The 17,367-nt window shown below is 74.0% G+C and carries 16 protein-coding genes and 4 pseudogenes; 16 read left to right on the top strand and 4 right to left on the bottom strand.

Annotation, left to right across the window (positions count from 1 at the left end; translation table 11 throughout):
* Window positions 1-80: 80 nt before the first annotated feature.
* From ACFWM7_RS23240 to ACFWM7_RS23250, 3 genes and pseudogenes are all read left to right on the top strand, one after another.
* A pseudogene (locus ACFWM7_RS23240) lies at window positions 81-498 on the top strand (substrate-binding domain-containing protein); the annotation flags it as partial.
* 80 nt (window positions 499-578) lie between these two features.
* The gene (locus ACFWM7_RS23245; RefSeq protein WP_030082419.1) at window positions 579-896 is read left to right on the top strand and encodes a hypothetical protein; all 318 of its coding nucleotides are present in this window, start codon (window positions 579-581) and stop codon (window positions 894-896) included.
* A gap of 137 nt (window positions 897-1,033) precedes the next feature.
* Complete coding sequence (locus ACFWM7_RS23250) at window positions 1,034-1,969, top strand: YihY/virulence factor BrkB family protein (RefSeq protein ID WP_383263442.1); 936 nt, start codon at window positions 1,034-1,036, stop codon at window positions 1,967-1,969.
* Between the two features lie 18 nt (window positions 1,970-1,987).
* Here the strand turns inward: ACFWM7_RS23250 and ACFWM7_RS23255 are convergent, their stop codons facing one another.
* Window positions 1,988-2,827: a M12 family metallo-peptidase gene (locus ACFWM7_RS23255; RefSeq protein WP_383263443.1), complete on the bottom strand. Its 840-nt coding sequence runs from the start codon at window positions 2,825-2,827 to the stop codon at window positions 1,988-1,990.
* Between the two features lie 225 nt (window positions 2,828-3,052).
* Here ACFWM7_RS23255 and ACFWM7_RS23260 point away from each other — a divergent pair, with 225 nt between their 5' ends.
* Window positions 3,053-3,925, top strand: a complete 873-nt coding sequence (locus tag ACFWM7_RS23260) for an ABC transporter substrate-binding protein (RefSeq protein WP_383263444.1) — start codon at window positions 3,053-3,055, stop codon at window positions 3,923-3,925.
* A gap of 10 nt (window positions 3,926-3,935) precedes the next feature.
* Here the strand turns inward: ACFWM7_RS23260 and ACFWM7_RS23265 are convergent, their stop codons facing one another.
* Window positions 3,936-4,361, bottom strand: coding sequence for a nuclear transport factor 2 family protein (locus tag ACFWM7_RS23265; RefSeq protein WP_383263445.1), 426 nt, complete (start codon window positions 4,359-4,361; stop codon window positions 3,936-3,938).
* A gap of 116 nt (window positions 4,362-4,477) precedes the next feature.
* Here ACFWM7_RS23265 and ACFWM7_RS23270 point away from each other — a divergent pair, with 116 nt between their 5' ends.
* From ACFWM7_RS23270 to ACFWM7_RS23320, 11 genes and pseudogenes are all read left to right on the top strand, one after another.
* The gene (locus ACFWM7_RS23270) at window positions 4,478-5,047 is read left to right on the top strand and encodes a PadR family transcriptional regulator (protein WP_383263446.1); all 570 of its coding nucleotides are present in this window, start codon (window positions 4,478-4,480) and stop codon (window positions 5,045-5,047) included.
* An 89-nt stretch (window positions 5,048-5,136) separates the two neighbouring features.
* Window positions 5,137-5,769, top strand: coding sequence for a helix-turn-helix domain-containing protein (locus ACFWM7_RS23275; protein ID WP_383263448.1), 633 nt, complete (start codon window positions 5,137-5,139; stop codon window positions 5,767-5,769).
* A complete protein-coding gene (locus ACFWM7_RS23280) occupies window positions 5,766-7,202 on the top strand; it encodes an MFS transporter (RefSeq protein ID WP_383263449.1) in 1,437 nt (478 codons plus the stop codon). Before ACFWM7_RS23275 ends, ACFWM7_RS23280 begins: the two co-directional genes overlap by 4 nt.
* Complete coding sequence (locus ACFWM7_RS23285) at window positions 7,186-8,142, top strand: carbohydrate kinase (RefSeq protein WP_383263450.1); 957 nt, start codon at window positions 7,186-7,188, stop codon at window positions 8,140-8,142. Before ACFWM7_RS23280 ends, ACFWM7_RS23285 begins: the two co-directional genes overlap by 17 nt.
* Window positions 8,143-8,309: 167 nt before the next feature.
* Window positions 8,310-9,344, top strand: a complete 1,035-nt coding sequence (locus tag ACFWM7_RS23290; protein WP_383263451.1) for a beta-ketoacyl-ACP synthase 3 — start codon at window positions 8,310-8,312, stop codon at window positions 9,342-9,344.
* The gene (locus ACFWM7_RS23295) at window positions 9,328-10,584 is read left to right on the top strand and encodes a beta-ketoacyl-[acyl-carrier-protein] synthase family protein (protein WP_383263453.1); all 1,257 of its coding nucleotides are present in this window, start codon (window positions 9,328-9,330) and stop codon (window positions 10,582-10,584) included. Before ACFWM7_RS23290 ends, ACFWM7_RS23295 begins: the two co-directional genes overlap by 17 nt.
* Before the next feature lie 62 nt (window positions 10,585-10,646).
* Window positions 10,647-12,671 carry an acyl-CoA dehydrogenase gene (locus tag ACFWM7_RS23300; protein WP_383263455.1) on the top strand — a complete coding sequence of 675 codons (2,025 nt, stop codon included), beginning with the start codon at window positions 10,647-10,649 and terminating at the stop codon, window positions 12,669-12,671.
* Window positions 12,672-12,772: 101 nt separating this feature from the next.
* On the top strand, window positions 12,773-13,048 hold the full coding sequence (locus tag ACFWM7_RS23305; RefSeq protein ID WP_164619385.1) for an acyl carrier protein: 276 nt from the start codon (window positions 12,773-12,775) through the stop codon (window positions 13,046-13,048).
* Window positions 13,045-14,268 carry a beta-ketoacyl-[acyl-carrier-protein] synthase family protein gene (locus ACFWM7_RS23310; protein WP_383263456.1) on the top strand — a complete coding sequence of 408 codons (1,224 nt, stop codon included), beginning with the start codon at window positions 13,045-13,047 and terminating at the stop codon, window positions 14,266-14,268. The genes ACFWM7_RS23305 and ACFWM7_RS23310 overlap by 4 nt, the downstream gene beginning before the upstream one ends.
* 173 nt (window positions 14,269-14,441) lie before the next feature.
* Window positions 14,442-14,579, top strand: a pseudogene (locus ACFWM7_RS23315) (iron ABC transporter permease); the annotation flags it as partial.
* Window position 14,580: 1 nt separating this feature from the next.
* Window positions 14,581-14,742 (top strand): annotated as a pseudogene (locus ACFWM7_RS23320) (ABC transporter ATP-binding protein); the annotation flags it as partial.
* A gap of 112 nt (window positions 14,743-14,854) precedes the next feature.
* Here ACFWM7_RS23320 and ACFWM7_RS23325 read toward each other — a convergent pair.
* Window positions 14,855-15,910, bottom strand: coding sequence for a PRC and DUF2382 domain-containing protein (locus tag ACFWM7_RS23325; protein ID WP_383263457.1), 1,056 nt, complete (start codon window positions 15,908-15,910; stop codon window positions 14,855-14,857).
* Window positions 15,911-16,192: 282 nt separating this feature from the next.
* On the opposite strand from ACFWM7_RS23325, the gene ACFWM7_RS23330 reads away from it, so the two are divergent.
* Window positions 16,193-16,882 carry an adenosylcobinamide amidohydrolase gene (locus tag ACFWM7_RS23330; protein WP_383263459.1) on the top strand — a complete coding sequence of 230 codons (690 nt, stop codon included), beginning with the start codon at window positions 16,193-16,195 and terminating at the stop codon, window positions 16,880-16,882.
* Here the strand turns inward: ACFWM7_RS23330 and ACFWM7_RS23335 are convergent.
* Window positions 16,883-17,258: pseudogene (locus tag ACFWM7_RS23335) on the bottom strand (molybdopterin-dependent oxidoreductase); the annotation flags it as partial.
* Window positions 17,259-17,367 lie beyond the last annotated feature (109 nt).

Consider the following 17,367-nt stretch of genomic DNA (forward strand, 5'->3'; position numbering starts at 1 on the left):
GTCCGGCCCCGCCACATGGGGCCGGACAGGCCGTCCGGCTGTTGTCGGAACGGTGGACGGTCTCTCATTCTCCGCAACTCGGCGGGCTGTTCGCGCAGGCCGACGAGGCCCACGAGCACTCCCACCGGCTCGCCGAGCGCCGCATCCCCGTCGTGCTGATCACCCCCCCCATAGAAGGACTGGACTTCCCTGCGTCTCCTGCGACGACGCGGTCGCCATCGGGCGCGCCTGGCGCCACCTGGCCTCGGTCTGCGCGGCCCGCAGGCGCGGCCTCGGGGAGTGTCGTCCGACATCTCGGTCGTCGGCTACGACGACTCGGCGTTCATGAACTGCACCGAACTCCCGCTCACCACCATCCGCCGGCCCATCGAGGCCATGGGCCGGGCCGCCGTCGAACTGCTCTGCGCGGGCATCCAGGGCGGCACCCTTCCGCCGGACGAGCTGCTGTTCGAGCCGGAGCTGGTGGTCCGGGGCTCCACCGCCAAGGCGCCCCGCTGAGTCCGGACCACCAGGACAGCCCCTGCCGTCCGGGCACGCCAGGATCGCGGGGCGCGTGCGACTGCGGCACAGTGGGGCACATGGACGACCTCAACGCACTCGCCGAGGAACACCTGACCGCGGCCCGCGCCTCCGCGCACGGCCGCAGCGCCCACCTCCTGCTCCAGCAGCCACCCCTGCGGCAGACGGTGATCGCCCTCACCGAGGGGACCGCGCTCGACGAGCACAACGCGCCGCCCGCCGCCTCGCTCCTCGTGCTGCGCGGCAGCGTCCGCCTCACCGCTGCGTCCGGCGACGCGGAACTCCCTGCCGGAACCCTCCACCCGATCCCGCAGGAACGGCACGGGCTGCTGGCGCTCCAGGACGCCGTGGTCCTGCTCACGGCCGTCAACGACTGACGGCCACCGATCGCCGGGACACCCCCAGGTGTGCCGCGGCCGCGACGTGGCAGGAGAGGATCGAGCAGGGTCGGCACGTCCGGGAACGGGCAGGTCACCCCGCCGGCCGCGCCCGCCCACGTCCCCGGAGTACCAGCTTGCCCACCCAGACCGCGTCCGCCGCGGACAACACCGCCCCCGCTGACGGACGCACCGCACCGCCCCGCCGCTGGCGCACCGCTCTGCGCCGCACTCCGGTCTCCCTGTGGAACGACGACATCACCGACTGGGCCGCCGCCCTGACGTACTACGCCATCCTCGCCCTGCTCCCGGCGCTCCTGGTCACCGTGTCCGTGATCGGCCTCGCCAACCCCGACGCGACCAGCGCGCTGATCTCCGACATCACGGCGTTCGCGCCCGCCGAGTCCGGGGAGGCGCTGCGCAGGCCGTTGGAGGCGGCGACCGAGCAGCGCTCCGCCGTCTGGCTGCTCGTCGCGACGGGATCCGTCAGCGCCGTGTGGTCCGCGTGCAGCTACCTCGCCGTGTTCCGCCGGGCGATGCACGCGATGCACGGCGTCCGGGACAACCGCCCGCCCCTGCGGCAGGCGCACATCATCGTCGTCTCGGCGATCGGCCTGCTGCTCCTTCTGATGACCAGCGCCTTCGCCCTGGTCATGACCGGCCCGCTGGCCCGCTGGCTCGGCCGCCGCGTCGGCCTGCCGCACGAGGGGGAGACCCTGTGGGCGGCGCTGAAGTGGCCGCTGCTGGTCTGCCTCGTCGCCTGCCTGATCATGGTCCTCTTCAGCACCGGCCCCCGCTCCGCGCGCGGTGTCCGCCGGGGCCTGCCCGGCGGGATACTCGCCGCGTTCTGCTGGCTCACCGCATCGGCGCTGTTCGCCCTGTACGCGACCCAGGTCGGCAGCTACAGCAGGCTGTACGGATCGCTCGCCGGGCTCGTCGTCTTCCTCATCTGGGTGTGGTTCGCCAACCTGTCGCTGCTGGCCGGCGCCCAGTTCAACGTCGAGCTGCGGCGGCCCGAACCCCAGCGGGAACCCGGCACGGACGCGGGCGGGTCCGCCCCGGCCGCAGGCTGAGCCGGGCCCTCCCTCGGCTCAGCCCTTGGTGCGGTAGCCGGCGACGATCGGCATGGTCTCGCGCAGCACACGTACGCCGTCGTTGTCCGCGTCGCCCAGCCGGTGGCCCTTCCACGTCCCCGTCGCGCTGGAGAACCGGCTGATCCGCCGGCAGCGGTCCCCGCACGCGGAGCGGTACGCCATGATCGTGTAGTGCGTGCCGTCCTCCGTGATCCAGCCGGTGTTGTACGGGCGGTCGCGGCTCACGCTCATCGAACCGTCCGCGCCCGCCGCCAGCGTCGTACGGTCGTGGGCGAGGCCCAGGTTGTGGCCGATCTCGTGGCTCGCCGAATCCAGGCCGATGCCGTCGACGTCGACGACCGCGTAGGCGTACTCGTCCGTGGAACGGTCCAGCGCGGGCGTGTAGTCCGCCGTGCCACCGCCCCGCTCAGGCCGGTCCACGACCAGCGTGACCAGATCGGCGCCGTACCGCGCCCGCTGTTCGTGCACCTGGCGCCCGAGCCCCGACGCGTGGTCCTTGAGGAGGGCGTACGCGGCACGGAACTCCTCCGACCCCTCGTAATCGGTCGCCGTGTACGGGTGGACGACGCGGATGACGCCGCAGAGCCCGCCCCCGGCCAGGGACCGGTTCATCCGCGTCGCGATCCGCTGGGCCGACGCGGGCACCCGGTGCTCGCCGCCGACCTGCCGCGCCGCCTTCGGCGTGTGGACGACCAGCACGTCGACCACGGGGCACTGCGCCGCCCCCGCCGCCGAACGTGCCGCGGGCGAGGCGGTGGCCGGTGCGTCCGCCGGGGCGGCGCAGAGCGACACACCGATGCCCACGGCCAGGGCCGCCTTCACGAGGGTCGCGCGCATGGGAGTCGACTCCGTCCGGAAGGGGCAGGCCCCGGGGGGCCGCCCGATGGCTGAAAGTTACTCATTCATAACACTCCGTGATGCGGCTCGCCCGTTGTGCCCGAAACCGGTCGGCGGCCGTTTGTTCCCTGGCCGGAGGGGTGTGGCGGCGAGGAGGTGGGCAGGTACACGTGTGCGAACTCGCACGAACGGAACGGCAGCCGGCGGCAGAGGGGCGTGTGTGACGTGACGGAACAGGGCGAATGGCGGTTCTCCGACGACCGGGGTCAGCAGTCGACGGCACCCCGCCCGCCCGGGCGGGTGCTGGCCTATGTTCAGGCCGGGGCCACCCTGTGGGACCTCGGAATCCGGCCGGTGGCGATCTTCGGCTCCGACCATGACGGGCCCGACCCCGACACGGCGAAGACCGGAACCCTGCCGCTGGACGAGGTCGCGTACGTCGGTGCGGGCAGCGCCCTGGACGTCGAACGGCTGCTGAGCGTAGCGCCGGACCTCGTGGTGGCCGTCAGCTACGGCGGCGGCCATGTCTACGGGCTGGCCCCCGAGACGGCCAAGCCCCTGGAGGAGAGGGTTCCGGTGGTCGTCCTCGACGTCAGTCAGGCCCGTACGTTCGGTGAGATCGGCGACCGCTTCGCCGAACTGGCCCGCTCGCTCGGCGCCACGGACCGGCCGGGCGCGGACCGCGACCTGGACGCCGCCCGGGAAAGGCTGCGGGCCGTCGTCGCCGCCACGTCCGCCGACGCGCCCCGGGTGCTCGCCCTCTCCCCGGCCGACCCGGACCGGGCGCATGTCGCACGCCCCAGGATGTGGCCAGAGCTGCGGGTGCTCACCGAACTGGGCGTCCGGCTGGTGGAGCCCGCCGAAGGCCCCGGGGTCAACTGGTCCACGCAGAGCCGCGCCGACACCTTCGCGCTGCGCCCCGAGGTGATCCTGACCGACATCCGCGCCCACGCCGCCCCGCTCGAAGAACTGCGGGGAAGCGCGGGTGTGCCGACGCCCGTCGTCCCGTGGAACCCCGAGCCCCTCTACGGGCCCCGCGACCACGCCCGCTTCCTGGGCCTGGTCGCGGACGCCCTGGAGGCGGCGCGGGCGAGCTGAGTCCCGGGTCCTACGGGGCGGGGGCGAGCCCGTCGGCGACGAGCCCGGCGAGCACCGCCTCGCCCAGCGCCTGGACTGCGGAGGCCGGGCGGACCATCACGGTGAACTCCTTGATGCGTCCGTCCTCGTCCACGTGCAGGAGGTCGATGCCGTGGATCTCCTTGCCCCCGACCGTCGCCCGGAACAGCAGGACCGCCGACGGGGCCTCGGCCCCGTCGGCGCTCGTCTGCGAGGCACCCGCGAACTCGCCGACGTAACGGAAGTCCTCGAAGGTGCGCAGCAGGACGCCGAACAGCCCCAGCACCGCCGGCCTGCCCTCGAAGGGGGTGAACTTCACCGGGCTGTAGAGCCGGATGTCCTCGGTGAACAGATCGTCCAGGGCGCCGAGGTCGCGGCTGTCGACGGCGGCACGGAAGCGGTCCACTGCGGTGGTCATGTGTCCTCCTCGTAGTCAAGAAAGTGACTAGTCAGTTTCTTGACTATCATGAGGCCGGCGTTCCGGACAGGGGTGGACGGGATCCGCTCCGGCCCGGCTGAGAGGGAGGCGGTCCGATGGCGTTGCGCCATGCGGTGCTGGCGGCGCTGCTCGACGAGGAGCTGAGCGGCTACCAGGTGACGAAGGCGTTCGCGGCGGGCGTCGCGAACTTCTGGCACGCCCTGCCGCAGCAGGTCTACGCGGAGCTGGCCAGGCTGGAGAAGGAGGGCCTGGTCGCCGGGCGCGAGGTCGTCCAGGAGGGGCGCCCCAACAAGCGGCTGTTCCGGGTCACCGGGGAGGGGCTGACCGAGCTGGAGAGCTTCGCGTCCGCCGCCGCCAAGCCCGCGTTCCTCCGGGAGGACCTGCTGGTCCAGGTCCAGGCGGCCGACCATCTCGACGTCGGCGTACTGATCGAACGGCTCACCGAGCGGTACGCCTTCGCCGAGGCCAAGGCCGCGCTGTTCGAGGAGCAGTTGCGCAGGATGCGCGGGGAGCTGGACGAGGCGGAGTTCCTGCTCCGCGGTGCGCGCGTCGGCCCGTATCTCACCTGCCGCCGAGGGCGGGACTTCGAACGCGCCAACCGCGACTGGTGCCGGGACGTGATGGAGGTGCTTCGGGCGCGGCGGGAGGCCCGGGGCGAGTCCTGACGGGCGTCGGCCGGACTTCCCGCATCTTTCCCAAAAATATTCTGCAAAATTACTTTGGGAAAGTGGATCCGCCGTTCTACGCTGCTGTCATGGACAGCGAAGACGGTCGTCGCATACTCGATCCGGCGCAGGACGGGGCCGCCCTCAAGGCGCTCACCCACCCCCTGCGCCTCACCCTGCTCGGGCTGCTGCGGCAGCACGGTCCGGCCACGGCCAGTGAGCTCGCGGTCAGGACGGGGGAGTCCTCGGCCTCCACCAGCTACCACCTGAGGGTGCTCGCCAAATACGCGTTCGTCGCTGAGGCCGACCACCGCGACAGCCGGGAACGCCGCTGGAAGTCCGTGCACGACATGACCTCGTGGAGCAACGAGGCGATGCACCGCACCCCCGGCGGCAGCACGATCCTCAGCGTCCTGCACCGCCGTCAGATCGAGCACCTCCAGCAGTCGCTGGACCGCCACGAGGCGGATCTGGACAGCGGCCGGCTGGGTGAGGAGTGGCAGGAACCGTCGGGCGTCAGCGACTCCATGCCCCGGCTGACCCCGGAGTCCCTCGCCGAGCTGTGGGAGGTGCTTCAGGCGAAGACGGACGAGCTCACCGCTCGTGACGCCGGGGATCCCCGCGCCGAACAGGTCGTCCTGTTCACCGCCGGACTGCCGCTGGCCCCGGACCCGGTGGCCGACCAGGACACCAGCACCGCCGCCTCCAAAGACGCCTCGTGATCGCCGGGTCGGGCCTTTCCGCCGCCGTGCCCGGGCACAGCGGCCCGGACGAGGCGACCGCGCGCCGCCGTTACGTCACGGTCTCCTTCCTCTTCTGGCTCCCCATCGGCATGTCCATCGCGACGGGCGTGCTCCTCTTCACCGAACGGGGCATGGGCCTCGCCGCCATCGCGGGCTTCTACGCCGCGCACTCCCTCACGGCCGCCGCGATGGAACTGCCCACCGGCGGCCTCTCCGACGTCATCGGGCGACGCCCCGTCCTAGCCGTCGCCGGGCTGCTCAACCTCACCGCGTTCACCCTCATCGGCCTCGGCGCGGCGGGCTGGGCGATCGCGCTCGGCATGGCCCTGATGGGCCTCGCCCGCGCCCTGTCCAGCGGGCCCGCCGAGGCCTGGTACGTCGACACCGTCCACGCCCACGCGGGGCCCGGCGCCGACCTGCGTACGGGCCTTGCGCGCGGCAGCTCCGCCACCTCGGCCGCCCTCGCGCTGGGCACCCTGCTCGGCGGCGGGCTGCCCTGGCTGCTCGGCCTCGCCCCCGGCGCGGGGAAGTGGCTGACCGACAGGACCGCCGGGCTCGTCATCCCGCTCTCCGTGCCCGCCCTGCTCGGGGCGCTGGTCGAGGTCGTCTTCGTGCTCTACGTGCTGAGCGCCCTGCCCGAACCGCCTCGGCCCCGCACCACCCTGCGCCGGGTCGTCGCAGGCGTGCCCGCCACCATCGCCGCCGGGCTGCGGCTCGGCGCCCGGGACGCCCTCATCCGGCGCATCCTGCTGACCGCGAGCGCCGCCGGGGCCGCCCTCGCCGCCGTCGAGCTGCTCACCCCGGGCCGCGCCGCCGCCCTCATGGGAACCGCCGAATCCGGGGCCCTGGTCTTCGCCGGGCTGGCCTGCGCCGGGTTCCTGTGCTCGGCCATCGGCAGCCAACTCGCCCCGCTCGTGGCCCGGTTCGCCGGCAGCGGCGAGCGTGCGGTGCTCGTGAGCCTCGGACTCACGGCGCTGGGGCTGACCCTCCTCGGGATCACCGCGCACTCGATGAGCCCGCTCGCCACGACGACCGCCGTCACCGGCTACGGACTCGTGTACCTCGGCCTCGGAGCGGCGGGCCCCAACGAGAACGACCTCCTGCACCACCGGGTCGACGCCTCGGGCCGCGCCACCGCCCTCTCCGTCCAGTCGCTCTCGCTGCAACTGGTCGCCGCCGGCGCCGGACTGGCCGCGGGCACCCTGCCGTCGGGGCCGCTGCCCTGGCTGCTGGCCGCCTTGGCCGTCCTGGCCGGAGCCCTTCTCTGGGTGCGCCGCGCCGCCCCCGCCGAGGCCCCGCCCGCACCTCTGCCGCACCTGGCCGGCCGGGAACCCGGCCACGCCCCCGTACCCGCCGGACAACTCCACGACACGCGACCCGAGGAGACCCACCCTCATGCCCGACCGACTTGATCCGCTGGTCATCGGCGAATGCGTCGCCGACATCGTCCGGCAGCCCGAGGAGGCCGACCGGGTCCACCCCGGCGGAAGCCCCGCCAACGTCGCGTACGGCCTGGCCCGGCTCGGCCACGACACCACCCTGCTCACCCAGTTGGGTGCGGACGCCCACGGGCGGCTCATCCGCGACCACCTGGCCGCCGCCGGGGTCGAGGTCCGCACCGACGACGCCACCGGGCCCACCCCCTCGGCCGCCGTCACCCTGGACGACCGGGGCCGTGCCACGTACGCCTTCGAGGTCGGCTGGACCCTCGGCCCGGTGGCGCTCGACCGGGTGCCGGGGCATGTGCACACCGGCTCGATCGCGGCGGTCGTCGAGCCCGGGGCCGCGACGGTCCTGGCAGCCGTGGAGTCGCTGCGCGCCGTCGCCACCGTCAGCTACGACCCCAACGTACGGCCCGAGTTGATGGGCGACCGCGCCCCCGCCGTGGCCCGCGTCGAGCGCTGCGTCGCGCTGAGCGACCTGGTCAAGGCCAGCGACGAGGACCTGCGGTGGCTGTACCCGGACGAGGAGCCGGAGCAGGTCGCGACCCGGTGGCTCGCGGCCGGACCCGCGCTCGTCCTCGTCACCCGGGGCGGGGCGGGCGCGTTCGCCCTGTTCCCCGGCGGCCGGGCCGACACCGAAGCGCCGCCCGTCACCGTCGCCGACACCGTCGGAGCGGGCGACGCGTTCATGTCCGGCACTCTCCACGCGCTGGCCGCGCACGGCCTCCTCGGACCCGGAGCCCGCGACCGGCTGCGCGCCGTGGGCCGGGACACCGTCGCCGACGTCCTGCGCCACGCGGTCGCCTCCGCCGCCGTGACCGTCGCCCGGCCCGGCGCCAACCCGCCGACCACGGACGAGCTCCGGGAGGCCCTCGGAGGCGTCGCGCCCTCAACTGACGTCTCGTCATGACCCGTTCGGCGCAGTCGAACGCACCCTCGTGAGACGTCCCGCCGTTCGTCAACCCGACGCAGTACGACAACGGATCGGGGCAACGGGTGGCGAGGAGACGGACGGCCGAGGGCGGTACGGAGCCGGGGACGCGGGCGGGCGTCTTAGCGGCCGGGACGCGCACGGCGGTGCTGCGGAGCGTGGCGGGCTGGGTGCCGGGGGAGCCGGTCGGCAACGAACGGCTCCCCGCCGACTGGGACGTGGACGACGCCTGGGTGCGCCGTCGTACCGGCATCGGCAGCCGGCACCGCGCCGGAGAGGGCGTCGCCACCGGTGACCTCGCCTTCGAGGCGGCCTCCCGGCTGCTGGCCCGCGCCCCGGCGGCGGGCGAGGTGGACGCGGTGGTCCTCGCCACCGCCACCCCCGACCACCTGTGTCCCGGCACCGCCCCGGCGCTCGCGGCCCGGCTGGGGCTCGGCACCGTACCGGCGCTGGACATCGCCGCCGTGTGCAGCGGCTTCGTCTACGGACTCGCTGTCTGCCACGGCCTCGTCGCCTCGGGGCTCTACGAACGCGTCCTGCTGGTCGGCGCGGACGTCTACTCGACCTGGCTCGACCCCGCCGACCGCTCGGCGGGCGTCGTCTTCGGCGACGGGGCGGGCGCCGCCCTGGTGGCCGCCGGGCGCTCCGGCGACCCCGGGGAACTGCTCGCGTTCGACCTGGGCAGCGACGGCACCGGCTACGACCTGATCACCGTCCCCGGCGGCGGGGCCCGCGCCCGGGCGAGCGGGAAGCCGACGGGCCCGGGCGACGGGTTCTTCCGGATGCAGGGCGGCACCGTCTACCAGCACGCCGTCGAGCGGATGACCGGCTCCTGCCGGACCCTCCTGGACCGGGTCGGCTGGCACCCGGCCGAGGTCGACCGCTTCGTGCCGCACCAGGCCAACGCCCGGATCCTGCGCGCCGTCGCCGAGCGGGTCGGCATCGCACCGCAGCGCTGCGTCACCCATCTGGAGCGGGTCGGCAACACCGGCGCCGCCTCCATCCCACTGGCCCTGGCCGACGCGGCGGACGGGGGCCGCCTCCGCTCCGGCGACCGGGTGCTGCTCACCGCCTTCGGGGGCGGACTCACCTGGGGTTCGGCGGCACTTCGCTGGCCCGGAACGTCACAGACCATGTGCATGGACTCTACGGAAGGAACACAGCATGTCGCTCCCCGCTGATCAGGGCACCGAGGCCCGAGCCGGCACCGCCGTCGCGGTGACGGGGGTCGGCCTGGTGACACCCGCAGGGGCGGACGAGCACAGCTTCTGGGAGGGGCTGTGCTCCGGGCGGTCCACCGCCCGGCGGATCGAGGAACTGGCCGGTCTGCCGGTCGACTTCGCCTGTCCGGTCGACGGCATCGACCTGGACGCGGCGGTCGGCGGCCGGTCGGTGTGGCGGATGGCCCGGTTCGTGAAACTGGCTCTGGTGGCCGCCCGGCAGGCCGTCGCCGACGCCGGCCTCGACCCGGCCCGGTGGGACGGCACCCGGGTCGGCGTGGTGCTCGGCGTGGGCGTCGGCGGCGTCTCCGTACTCGTCGACAACGCGGCCAGGCTGGCGGCCTCGGGCCCCGACGCGGTCTCCCCGCTGCTCGTCCCGATGATGATTCCCAACGCGGCGGCGGGCGAGGTCGCCATCGCGCTGAAGGCGGGCGGCCCGAGCCTCGCCCCCGCCACCGCCTGCGCCTCCGGGGCCACCGCCCTCGCCGTCGCCCGCGACCTGCTGCTCGGCGGCAGCTGCGACGTGGTGGTGGCGGGCGGCGCGGAGTCGGTGCTGACCCCCCTGGTGGTCACCGCGTTCGCCCGGATGGGCGCGCTGTCCACCCGCGCCGGCGACCCGGCGGCCGCGTCCCGCCCGTTCGCCGCCGACCGGGACGGCTTCGTCATCGGCGAGGGCGCCGCCATGCTCGTCCTGGAGCGCGAAGAGGGGGTACGCGCCCGGGGCGGCCGCCCGCGCGCCCTGCTCACCGGGGCCGGCTCCAGCACGGACGCCCACCACCCCACCGCCCCGGCCCCCGACGGACACGGCGCCCAGCGGGCGGTGCAAGCGGCGCTCGACCAGGCGGGCTGGACAGCGGGCGATGTCGACCACATCAACGCCCACGGCACCTCCACCCCCCTCAACGACGCCATGGAGACCACCCTCATCTCCCGGCTCTTCCCGCACCGGCCGCCGGTGACCGCGCCCAAGGGCGTCGTCGGACACACCCTGGCGGCGGCGGGCGCGATCGAGGCGGTGACCACCGTCCTGACGCTGGAACGTTCCGTCATCCCGCCGATCGCCAACCTGGACGCGCTCCCCGACGCCTTCCCGCTCGACTGCGTGACCAAGGAGCCCCGCCACCGGCGGGTCGGGACGGCGCTCAGCCACTCCTTCGGCTTCGGCGGCCACAACGTCGCCCTCGCCTTCCAACGCGCCTGATATACAGGGGCATTTCGGGACGGCGAGGGGTGTCCTCGCCGTTCCTTGATCGTTACTGTGTTGTGACCGTAACCACGAACGACGCGGCTCCGCCGTCCACGAACGATTTGCTGACCGCGGCTCTCTTCGGGCCGAACTTCCGCCAGGAGCACGGATTCTGGCGTCGGCTGCTGACCACAGAACCGTTTCGCCGACCCGGTGGCGGCACCCCCGACGAACGGCTCGCCCTCTCCTACCACCGGCTGCGCATCCTCAACAACGCGCTCGACAGCGGCGCACGACTGGCCGCCGACCCCCGGGCGCTCGCCGCGCTGCACGAGTGGCTCGGCCCCGTCGATCCGGCGCTGACCACCGTGGCGGGCATCCACTACAACCTCTTTCTCGGCAGCCTCCTCGACCACGACGCGGGCACGCTGCGCGACCTGTCGGACTTCCTCGCCCTGCGGCGTGTGGGCACCTTCCTCTGTACGGAGGTGGCGCACGGCAACGACGCGGCGGCCATCGAGACCACCGCGACGTACGACCGCGAACGCGACGGCTTCGTCCTGCACACCCCGCACGCCGGGGCGCAGAAGTTCATGCCCAACACCAGCCCCGCCGGTGGCCCCAAGTCCGGTGTGGTGGCGGCCCGGTTGCTCGCCGACGGCGCCGACCACGGGGTCTTCCTCTTCCTCGCCCCGCTCACCGACGCCCACCGCGCCCTGCCCGGTGTCCGGGTGCGGCGGCTGCCCGCCCGGATGGGCTCCCCGGTCGACCACTGCCTGACCTCCTTCGACCGCTGCTTCGTCCCGCGCGAGGCGCTCCTCGTTGGACAGCAGGGGCGGATCGGTGACGACGGACGCTTCCGCAGCGAAGTCCCCAACCGCAGAAGGCGGTTCCTCACCTCAATCGGCCGGGTCACTCCCGGCAAGCTCTCCATGAGCGCCTGCGCGGTCGGCTCCGCCCGGGTCACCCTGGCCATCGCCGTCCGGTACGCCGGCCACCGGATGATCTCCGGATCGCGCGCCGCCCGCCGGATCCCGGTGTACGCGCACCGCACCCACCACGGGCCGCTGGCCGGGGCGATGGCGACGGTCTACGCGATGAGCCTGCTGCACCGCAGGGCCCTGGACCGCTGGGAGTCGGCCCCCGGGACCGACCGGGACGAGGCGGAACGCCTGGTGGCCGTCGCCAAGGGGTGGATCACCTGGCAGGCGCGCGCCGTCATCGTCGAGTGCCGCGAACGGTGCGGAGCCCAGGGGCTGTTGGAGAACAACGGGATGACCGAGCTGTTCACCGGCATCGAGGGCGCGATCACCGCCGAGGGCGACAACCTCGCCGTGCACGCCAAGGCCGCCGCCGAGATGCTCTTCAGCGCCACCGACCGGGACGGGGCCGAGGTCGAGGGCCCAGGCGACCTGGACGACCCGGCCTTCCTCGGCCGCCTGTTCACGGCCGTCGAGGACCTCTGGTTCGCCCGTGCCCGGACGCGGATGAGCGCCGCCCCGCCCGGTGACCCGCTCGGCCGCTGGAACGCCGCTTCCTCGGCCGCGCTGCGCGGCGTCGAGGCGTACGCCTGCCGGCAGGCGGACGAGGCCTACGCCGAGGCCGTCGCCGCCACGCCCGGAGGCGAGGCGCGCGAACGGCTGACCGAGTTGCGCAGGCTCTTCGCGCTCCAGTGGGTCGCCCGCAACAGTGGCGACCTGCTCGCCACCGGACGGCTGACCGCCGATCAGGTCGCCTTTCTGCACGACGCGGTGGAGGAGGCGATCGCCGTCGTGGCCGAGCACACTTCCGCCCTGGTGGCGTCCTTCGCGCTTCCCGAGCGCCTGATGTCGGACTGGCCGATCGCCGGGCCCCGTTACGCGGCGGCCTACGACGACCCCGAGGGGCCCTGGCACCGGGGCCGCCACGCGGGAATCCGGGGCCGCGCGGCGGAGTTCCGGCGGCCCGTCTGCGGCAGCCGGAGGCGACCGCTGCGCGAGAAGGTGGCCGCGCTCGGCACCCGCGGGGTCCTCCTGGCGTACTGGGGAACCACCTCGATGCTCTCCCGATGGTTCGAGAAGCCGCAGGTGAGCGTAGACGAATCGGTTCGCCGCAAGGCGTAACCGGAAGATCGTCATCCAGTTACTTCGGGCGGTGGGTCACCGCGTTCAACTGACCCGCCACTCAGCAGGAAGCCGACCGGACGCCGAAGAGAGGAAACACCATGAAGACCATTCACCCCAAGATCACCGAGGTGCTGACCGGGACGTTCAAGGTGCCCGCCGCCGAGATCCTGCCGGAGTCCACCATGGACAGCCTGGAGATGGACTCCCTCGCGGTCGCCGAGTTCGCCGTCATCATCAAGGAGACCCTGGGCGTCGACGCCGACTCCGAGAAGCTCTACAAGGACGCCACCCTGGCCGACATCTCCGCGTACATCGACGCGGCCGTCGGCAGCGCGGCGGCCGAGGCGACGGTGCCGGTGAGCAACACCCGATGAAGCGACCCGCCATCGCCGTGACAGGACTGGGGATGATCACCCCGGTCGGCCACACCACCGACACCACCTGGGACGGAGTCCGCGCCGGGATTTCGCCCGCCCGCACCGTCCCCGAACTGCGGGGCTGCGCCGTCGACTTCGCCTGTACGGTCTCCGGCATCGACCTCGACGACGCGGTCGGCGGCCGGACCGCGTTCCGGATGGGCCGGTACGTCAAGTTCGCCCTCCTGGCCGCCCGGGAGGCGGTCGCCGACGCCGGGCTCGACCCGGAGCGCTGGGACGGCGCCCGGGTCGCCGTCGTGGTCGGTACCAGCAGCGGAGGGTCCGCCGGACTCACCGAACAGGCCGTCGCCCTGGAGCGCCGCGGCCCCGAGGCCACCTCGCCCTCGGGCATCCTGCTGACCATCCCGAACATGCCCGCGGCCGAGATCGCCATCGCGATGAAGGCCACCGGCCCCAGCCTCGCCCCGTGCACGGCCTGTTCGTCCGGGGTGACCGCCCTGTCGGTGGCCCGGGACATGCTGACGCTGGGCCAGTGCGACATCGCCGTGGCCGGGGCCACCGAGTCGATCGTGTTCCCGGTCGCCATGACCGGCTTCGCCCGCTCCGGCGCGGCGGCACCGCGGGACGGCGACCCCGCCCGCCTCTGCCGCCCCTTCGCCGCCGACCGGGCCGGCATCGTCATGGGCGAGGGTGCGGCCGTCATGGTCCTGGAGCGGGCCGAGGACGCCCGGGCCAGAGGCGCCCATCCCCGAGCGCTGATCGCGGGCACCGGCGCCACCACCGACGCCCACCACCCCACCAGCCCGCACCCTTCGGGGGACGTCGCGCGGGCCGCCGTCGACGCCGCGCTGCGCGACGCGGGCTGGCAGCCCGAGGACGTCGACCACGTCAACGCGCACGGGACGTCGACCCCCCGGGGCGACGCCACCGAGGCCGCGTTGATCAGCCGGGCCTATCCGCACCGGCCGCCCGTCACCGCCCCAAAGGGCGTACTGGGCCACTGCATGGGAGCGGCCGGCGCCATCGAGGCGGGCCTGACGATCCTCACGCTCCAGCACGGGGTGATCCCGCCGATCGCGAACGTGGACGCACCCGAGCCCGGGTTCGCCATCGACTGCGTCACCAAGGTCCCGCGCGAGGTGCCCGTACGACGGGCCGTCAGCCACTCCTTCGGCTTCGGCGGCCAGAACGCGGTGATCGCCCTCCGGGCCCCGTAACCCGGACGGAATCCGCTTGGCCGGTGCGGCGGGGCCGATCCCGTGCCGTACCGGCCCCGCGGACTGTGACCCACCGCACCGCGTCTGATCTGCGTGAACACGTGTGCCCCTTCATGACAGGGCCGGTCCAGGTGGCGGTGGCGGCCAGCCGGTCGGCGAGGCCGAGCGAGAGCGGGGGAGCGGTGTCGCTGTCGGCCGGGGCGTTCGTCGAGGCGTTCGCCTCCTTCGCGCTGGTGCTGCTGCTCAGCCACACCCTCGGCGGCTCCACCGACCGGGTCGTCCTCTCCGGCGTCGCCGCGATGCAGCTCTTCGGACCGGATCACCGTGATGAAGGCCGACCGGTTCGTCGCCGGCGGCACCCCGGCCGAGGTCATCACCGAGGAACTCATCGACGACGTCTACGGGGTCCGGGCCGTCGTCACCCCGGACGGTCCGGACGGACGTCCCTCGGTACGGTTCCTGCCGCGCCGCTGAGCGCGCCGGACGGCCCAGGACCCGGACAGCCCGCCGGGCGGACTCGAAGTGCGAGCCCGCCCGGCGGCCGAGGACGTGGGAGCGGCCGTGTGGCCACCTGAGGATGTGCGGGTCAGCGGCGACGCCCCTGGCCGAACTCGCCACCGGCGTCCTTGCCGGTGCCCATGTCCTTGCCGTCCGCGTAGTCGATCTTCTCCTTGCGGACCTCGGCGGAGACTTCCTTCTGCTCGGTGACCCGGTTGGTCTCCAGCCGGACCCGCTCCACCGGCACGGCCTCCTTGCGTACGGTGGCGCGCTCCGCGTGCAGCGTGACCTCGACGTCCTGCTCGCCGAAGTCCGAGGTCCCGGTGGTCTTCTCACCGGGCTGGAGCGGCTCACGGACCACCCGTACCTCCTCGTGGGAGACCGGAACGGTTCGGGTGACCTCCTCGGTCACCACGTACTTGTGCAGCCGGGCCTTGCCGCTCTCGTACTCCTCCTTGCCGACGTGCAGCTGCTCCTCGGAGCGGATCATCTCCTCCTTGCCGCTCATGTCGGCCGCCCGGGACGTGCCCGCTCCGGCGCCCGCCAGCGGGCGTGCCGTGGTGGAGGCGTCCGTGTCGCGGTGCCTGCCCGTACCGCTGCCTGCTCCTGCCATGCCCGCTGCTCCCGTCGTCGCGGCGCCGGCGCCCGTTCCCGCCGTGGTCGCCTTCCCGGTCGCCTTGGCGCCGGGGGCCGTCCTGCCCCCACGGGCCGTGCCCGCCGCGCCTGCGGCACCCGCGGCGCCCGCGGCACCCATCGCCCCGGTCCCGGCGGTGGTCGGCGCGTCCATGCCGGCCGACCGGTTCTCACCGAGATTGCCGGACTTCCTGGTCAGGCCGTAGTGCCGGTACAGCTCCTCCTCCTCGGCGACGGAGAGGTGCGCGTCCGCGTCCACCCGAGGCGCGTCCTTGACGCTCTCCTTCGGATGGGCGACGTGCAGGTCGGAGCCCACGCGACGGGCTCCGGCGAGCGGGACGAAGCTCTCCTTCATGCCGAACAGGCCGGTCTTGACCGTGACCCAGTCGGGCTTGCCGGTGTCGTCGTCGACGTACACCCGGCCCACGCTGCCGACCTTCTCGCCGTCGTTGTCGTACACGGTCAGACCGTCGAGTTCTCCGGAATCCGTGAAACCGTCAGCGGCTCCCATAACCGATGCCTCCTCTCGGGCACGCCCTGTGGTTGGCTCCACCGGAGGTGGCGCGTCCGGATTCCATCGCGCCTCACCCGCATGGACGGTGCAACCGCCCGCCCGCCGGGATCGGGGCTCCCGAGGGCCCGGTCCGGGGCCCCGGCCCTGTGCGGCGGCACCGGACCGTCCCGGAGCCCGTTACGCCAATCGGGTGAGGATCCGGGCCCCGCATATGATCGGCGGACCGTGGCGGCCGCAGGACGGACCGCCGCCGACCCGCCGAGCCACCAGGGGTGCGCCATCTCTTCCGTACGCCTCCGGCCGCCCGCGCAACGCGGCGAACCCCGCGCGGACCTCCGCGACCGGCACGAGGACGGGCACCACCTCCACCACCTCGTGTGGCGGCTGGGGCCGGGTGTGCGGGTGTGCAGCAGCGCGGTCCTCGGCGGCGGCATCGGCCCCCGGGCCTGGATCCTGAACGCCCAGGTCCCCGGCGGCTACCCGCGCCTGGACCCGGACCGCCACCTCGCCGAGATCGCCGCCGCCGAGGGGCTCACGGGTCCGGGCGCCGGGCTGATGACCGCGGCCGACGTCGCCGCGTACACGACCGCCCACGACGGCGGTGTCACGGCGACCGTCACGGCGGGCCTCGGCGTACGGGGCTGGGCGGCGGCCCCGGAGCTCTCCGCGGATGTTCCGGCGGCTCCGTTCCGGCCGGGCACGGTGAACATCGTCGTCACGCTGCCCCTCGCCCTCTCCGACGCCGCCCTCGTCAACGCCGTCGCCACCGCCACCGAGGCCAAGGTCCAGGCCCTCCTCGACGCCGGACTCGACTGCTCGGGCACCCCCACGGACGCGGTGTGCGTCGCCGCACCGGAACCGGGCCGGGACGGCGGCGAACCCTTCGCCGGGCCCCGCTCCACCTGGGGCGCGCGGATCGCCCGCGCCGTGCACGGCGCCGTACTGGCGGGGGCCCGCCCGGCACCATGACGAGGTGCGCACCCAGCCCCCGGCCCGCGGTTCGTCCCGCAGCCGGGCCGCCCGCCAGCGCACACCCCGTCGGTGCTGACCTCCACGCCCCGCACGGGCGCTCCGCCCGACCAGGAACGCCCGGTCAGCAGCGCACGCCGGTGGGCGGGGAACGAGGCCCCGGGGCCAGTTCGAAGGCGCTCTTCAGCGTCTGCCGGGTCAGCGGCGCGCTTCCCTCCGGCGGATGCCCGGGGCCGAACAGCCGGTAGAGGCCCGTGTTCCACGGCGTCAGCAGTGGCTTTGCGCTCACCTCGATGTCGTCCACCCACTTGATGTCGGCGATGCCCACCCACTACGGCACGACGACCCGGACTGGATACCCGTGGTCGGACGGCAGTACGGCGGCAACGCGGACGCCATGACCGCCGCACGGCGGCTACGAGAACCCCGCGTCCGCCGCACGTCGGTTACGAGAACGCCCGCCCGCCGCACGCTCGGCCTTGGCG

This window comes from Streptomyces sp. NPDC058375, assembly GCF_042723425.1.
GTDB classification, from domain to species: domain Bacteria; phylum Actinomycetota; class Actinomycetes; order Streptomycetales; family Streptomycetaceae; genus Streptomyces; species Streptomyces durocortorensis.

Coding starts and splice junctions, on each gene's coding strand:
- ACFWM7_RS23245 (WP_030082419.1), top strand. CDS start 579: ATGGACGACCTCAACGCACTCGCCGAGGAACACCTGACCGCGGCCCGC.
- ACFWM7_RS23255 (WP_383263443.1), bottom strand. CDS start 2,827: ATGCGCGCGACCCTCGTGAAGGCGGCCCTGGCCGTGGGCATCGGTGTG.
- ACFWM7_RS23265 (WP_383263445.1), bottom strand. CDS start 4,361: ATGACCACCGCAGTGGACCGCTTCCGTGCCGCCGTCGACAGCCGCGAC.
- ACFWM7_RS23270 (WP_383263446.1), top strand. CDS start 4,478: ATGGCGTTGCGCCATGCGGTGCTGGCGGCGCTGCTCGACGAGGAGCTG.
- ACFWM7_RS23275 (WP_383263448.1), top strand. CDS start 5,137: ATGGACAGCGAAGACGGTCGTCGCATACTCGATCCGGCGCAGGACGGG.
- ACFWM7_RS23285 (WP_383263450.1), top strand. CDS start 7,186: ATGCCCGACCGACTTGATCCGCTGGTCATCGGCGAATGCGTCGCCGAC.
- ACFWM7_RS23295 (WP_383263453.1), top strand. CDS start 9,328: ATGTCGCTCCCCGCTGATCAGGGCACCGAGGCCCGAGCCGGCACCGCC.
- ACFWM7_RS23305 (WP_164619385.1), top strand. CDS start 12,773: ATGAAGACCATTCACCCCAAGATCACCGAGGTGCTGACCGGGACGTTC.
- ACFWM7_RS23310 (WP_383263456.1), top strand. CDS start 13,045: ATGAAGCGACCCGCCATCGCCGTGACAGGACTGGGGATGATCACCCCG.
- ACFWM7_RS23325 (WP_383263457.1), bottom strand. CDS start 15,910: ATGGGAGCCGCTGACGGTTTCACGGATTCCGGAGAACTCGACGGTCTG.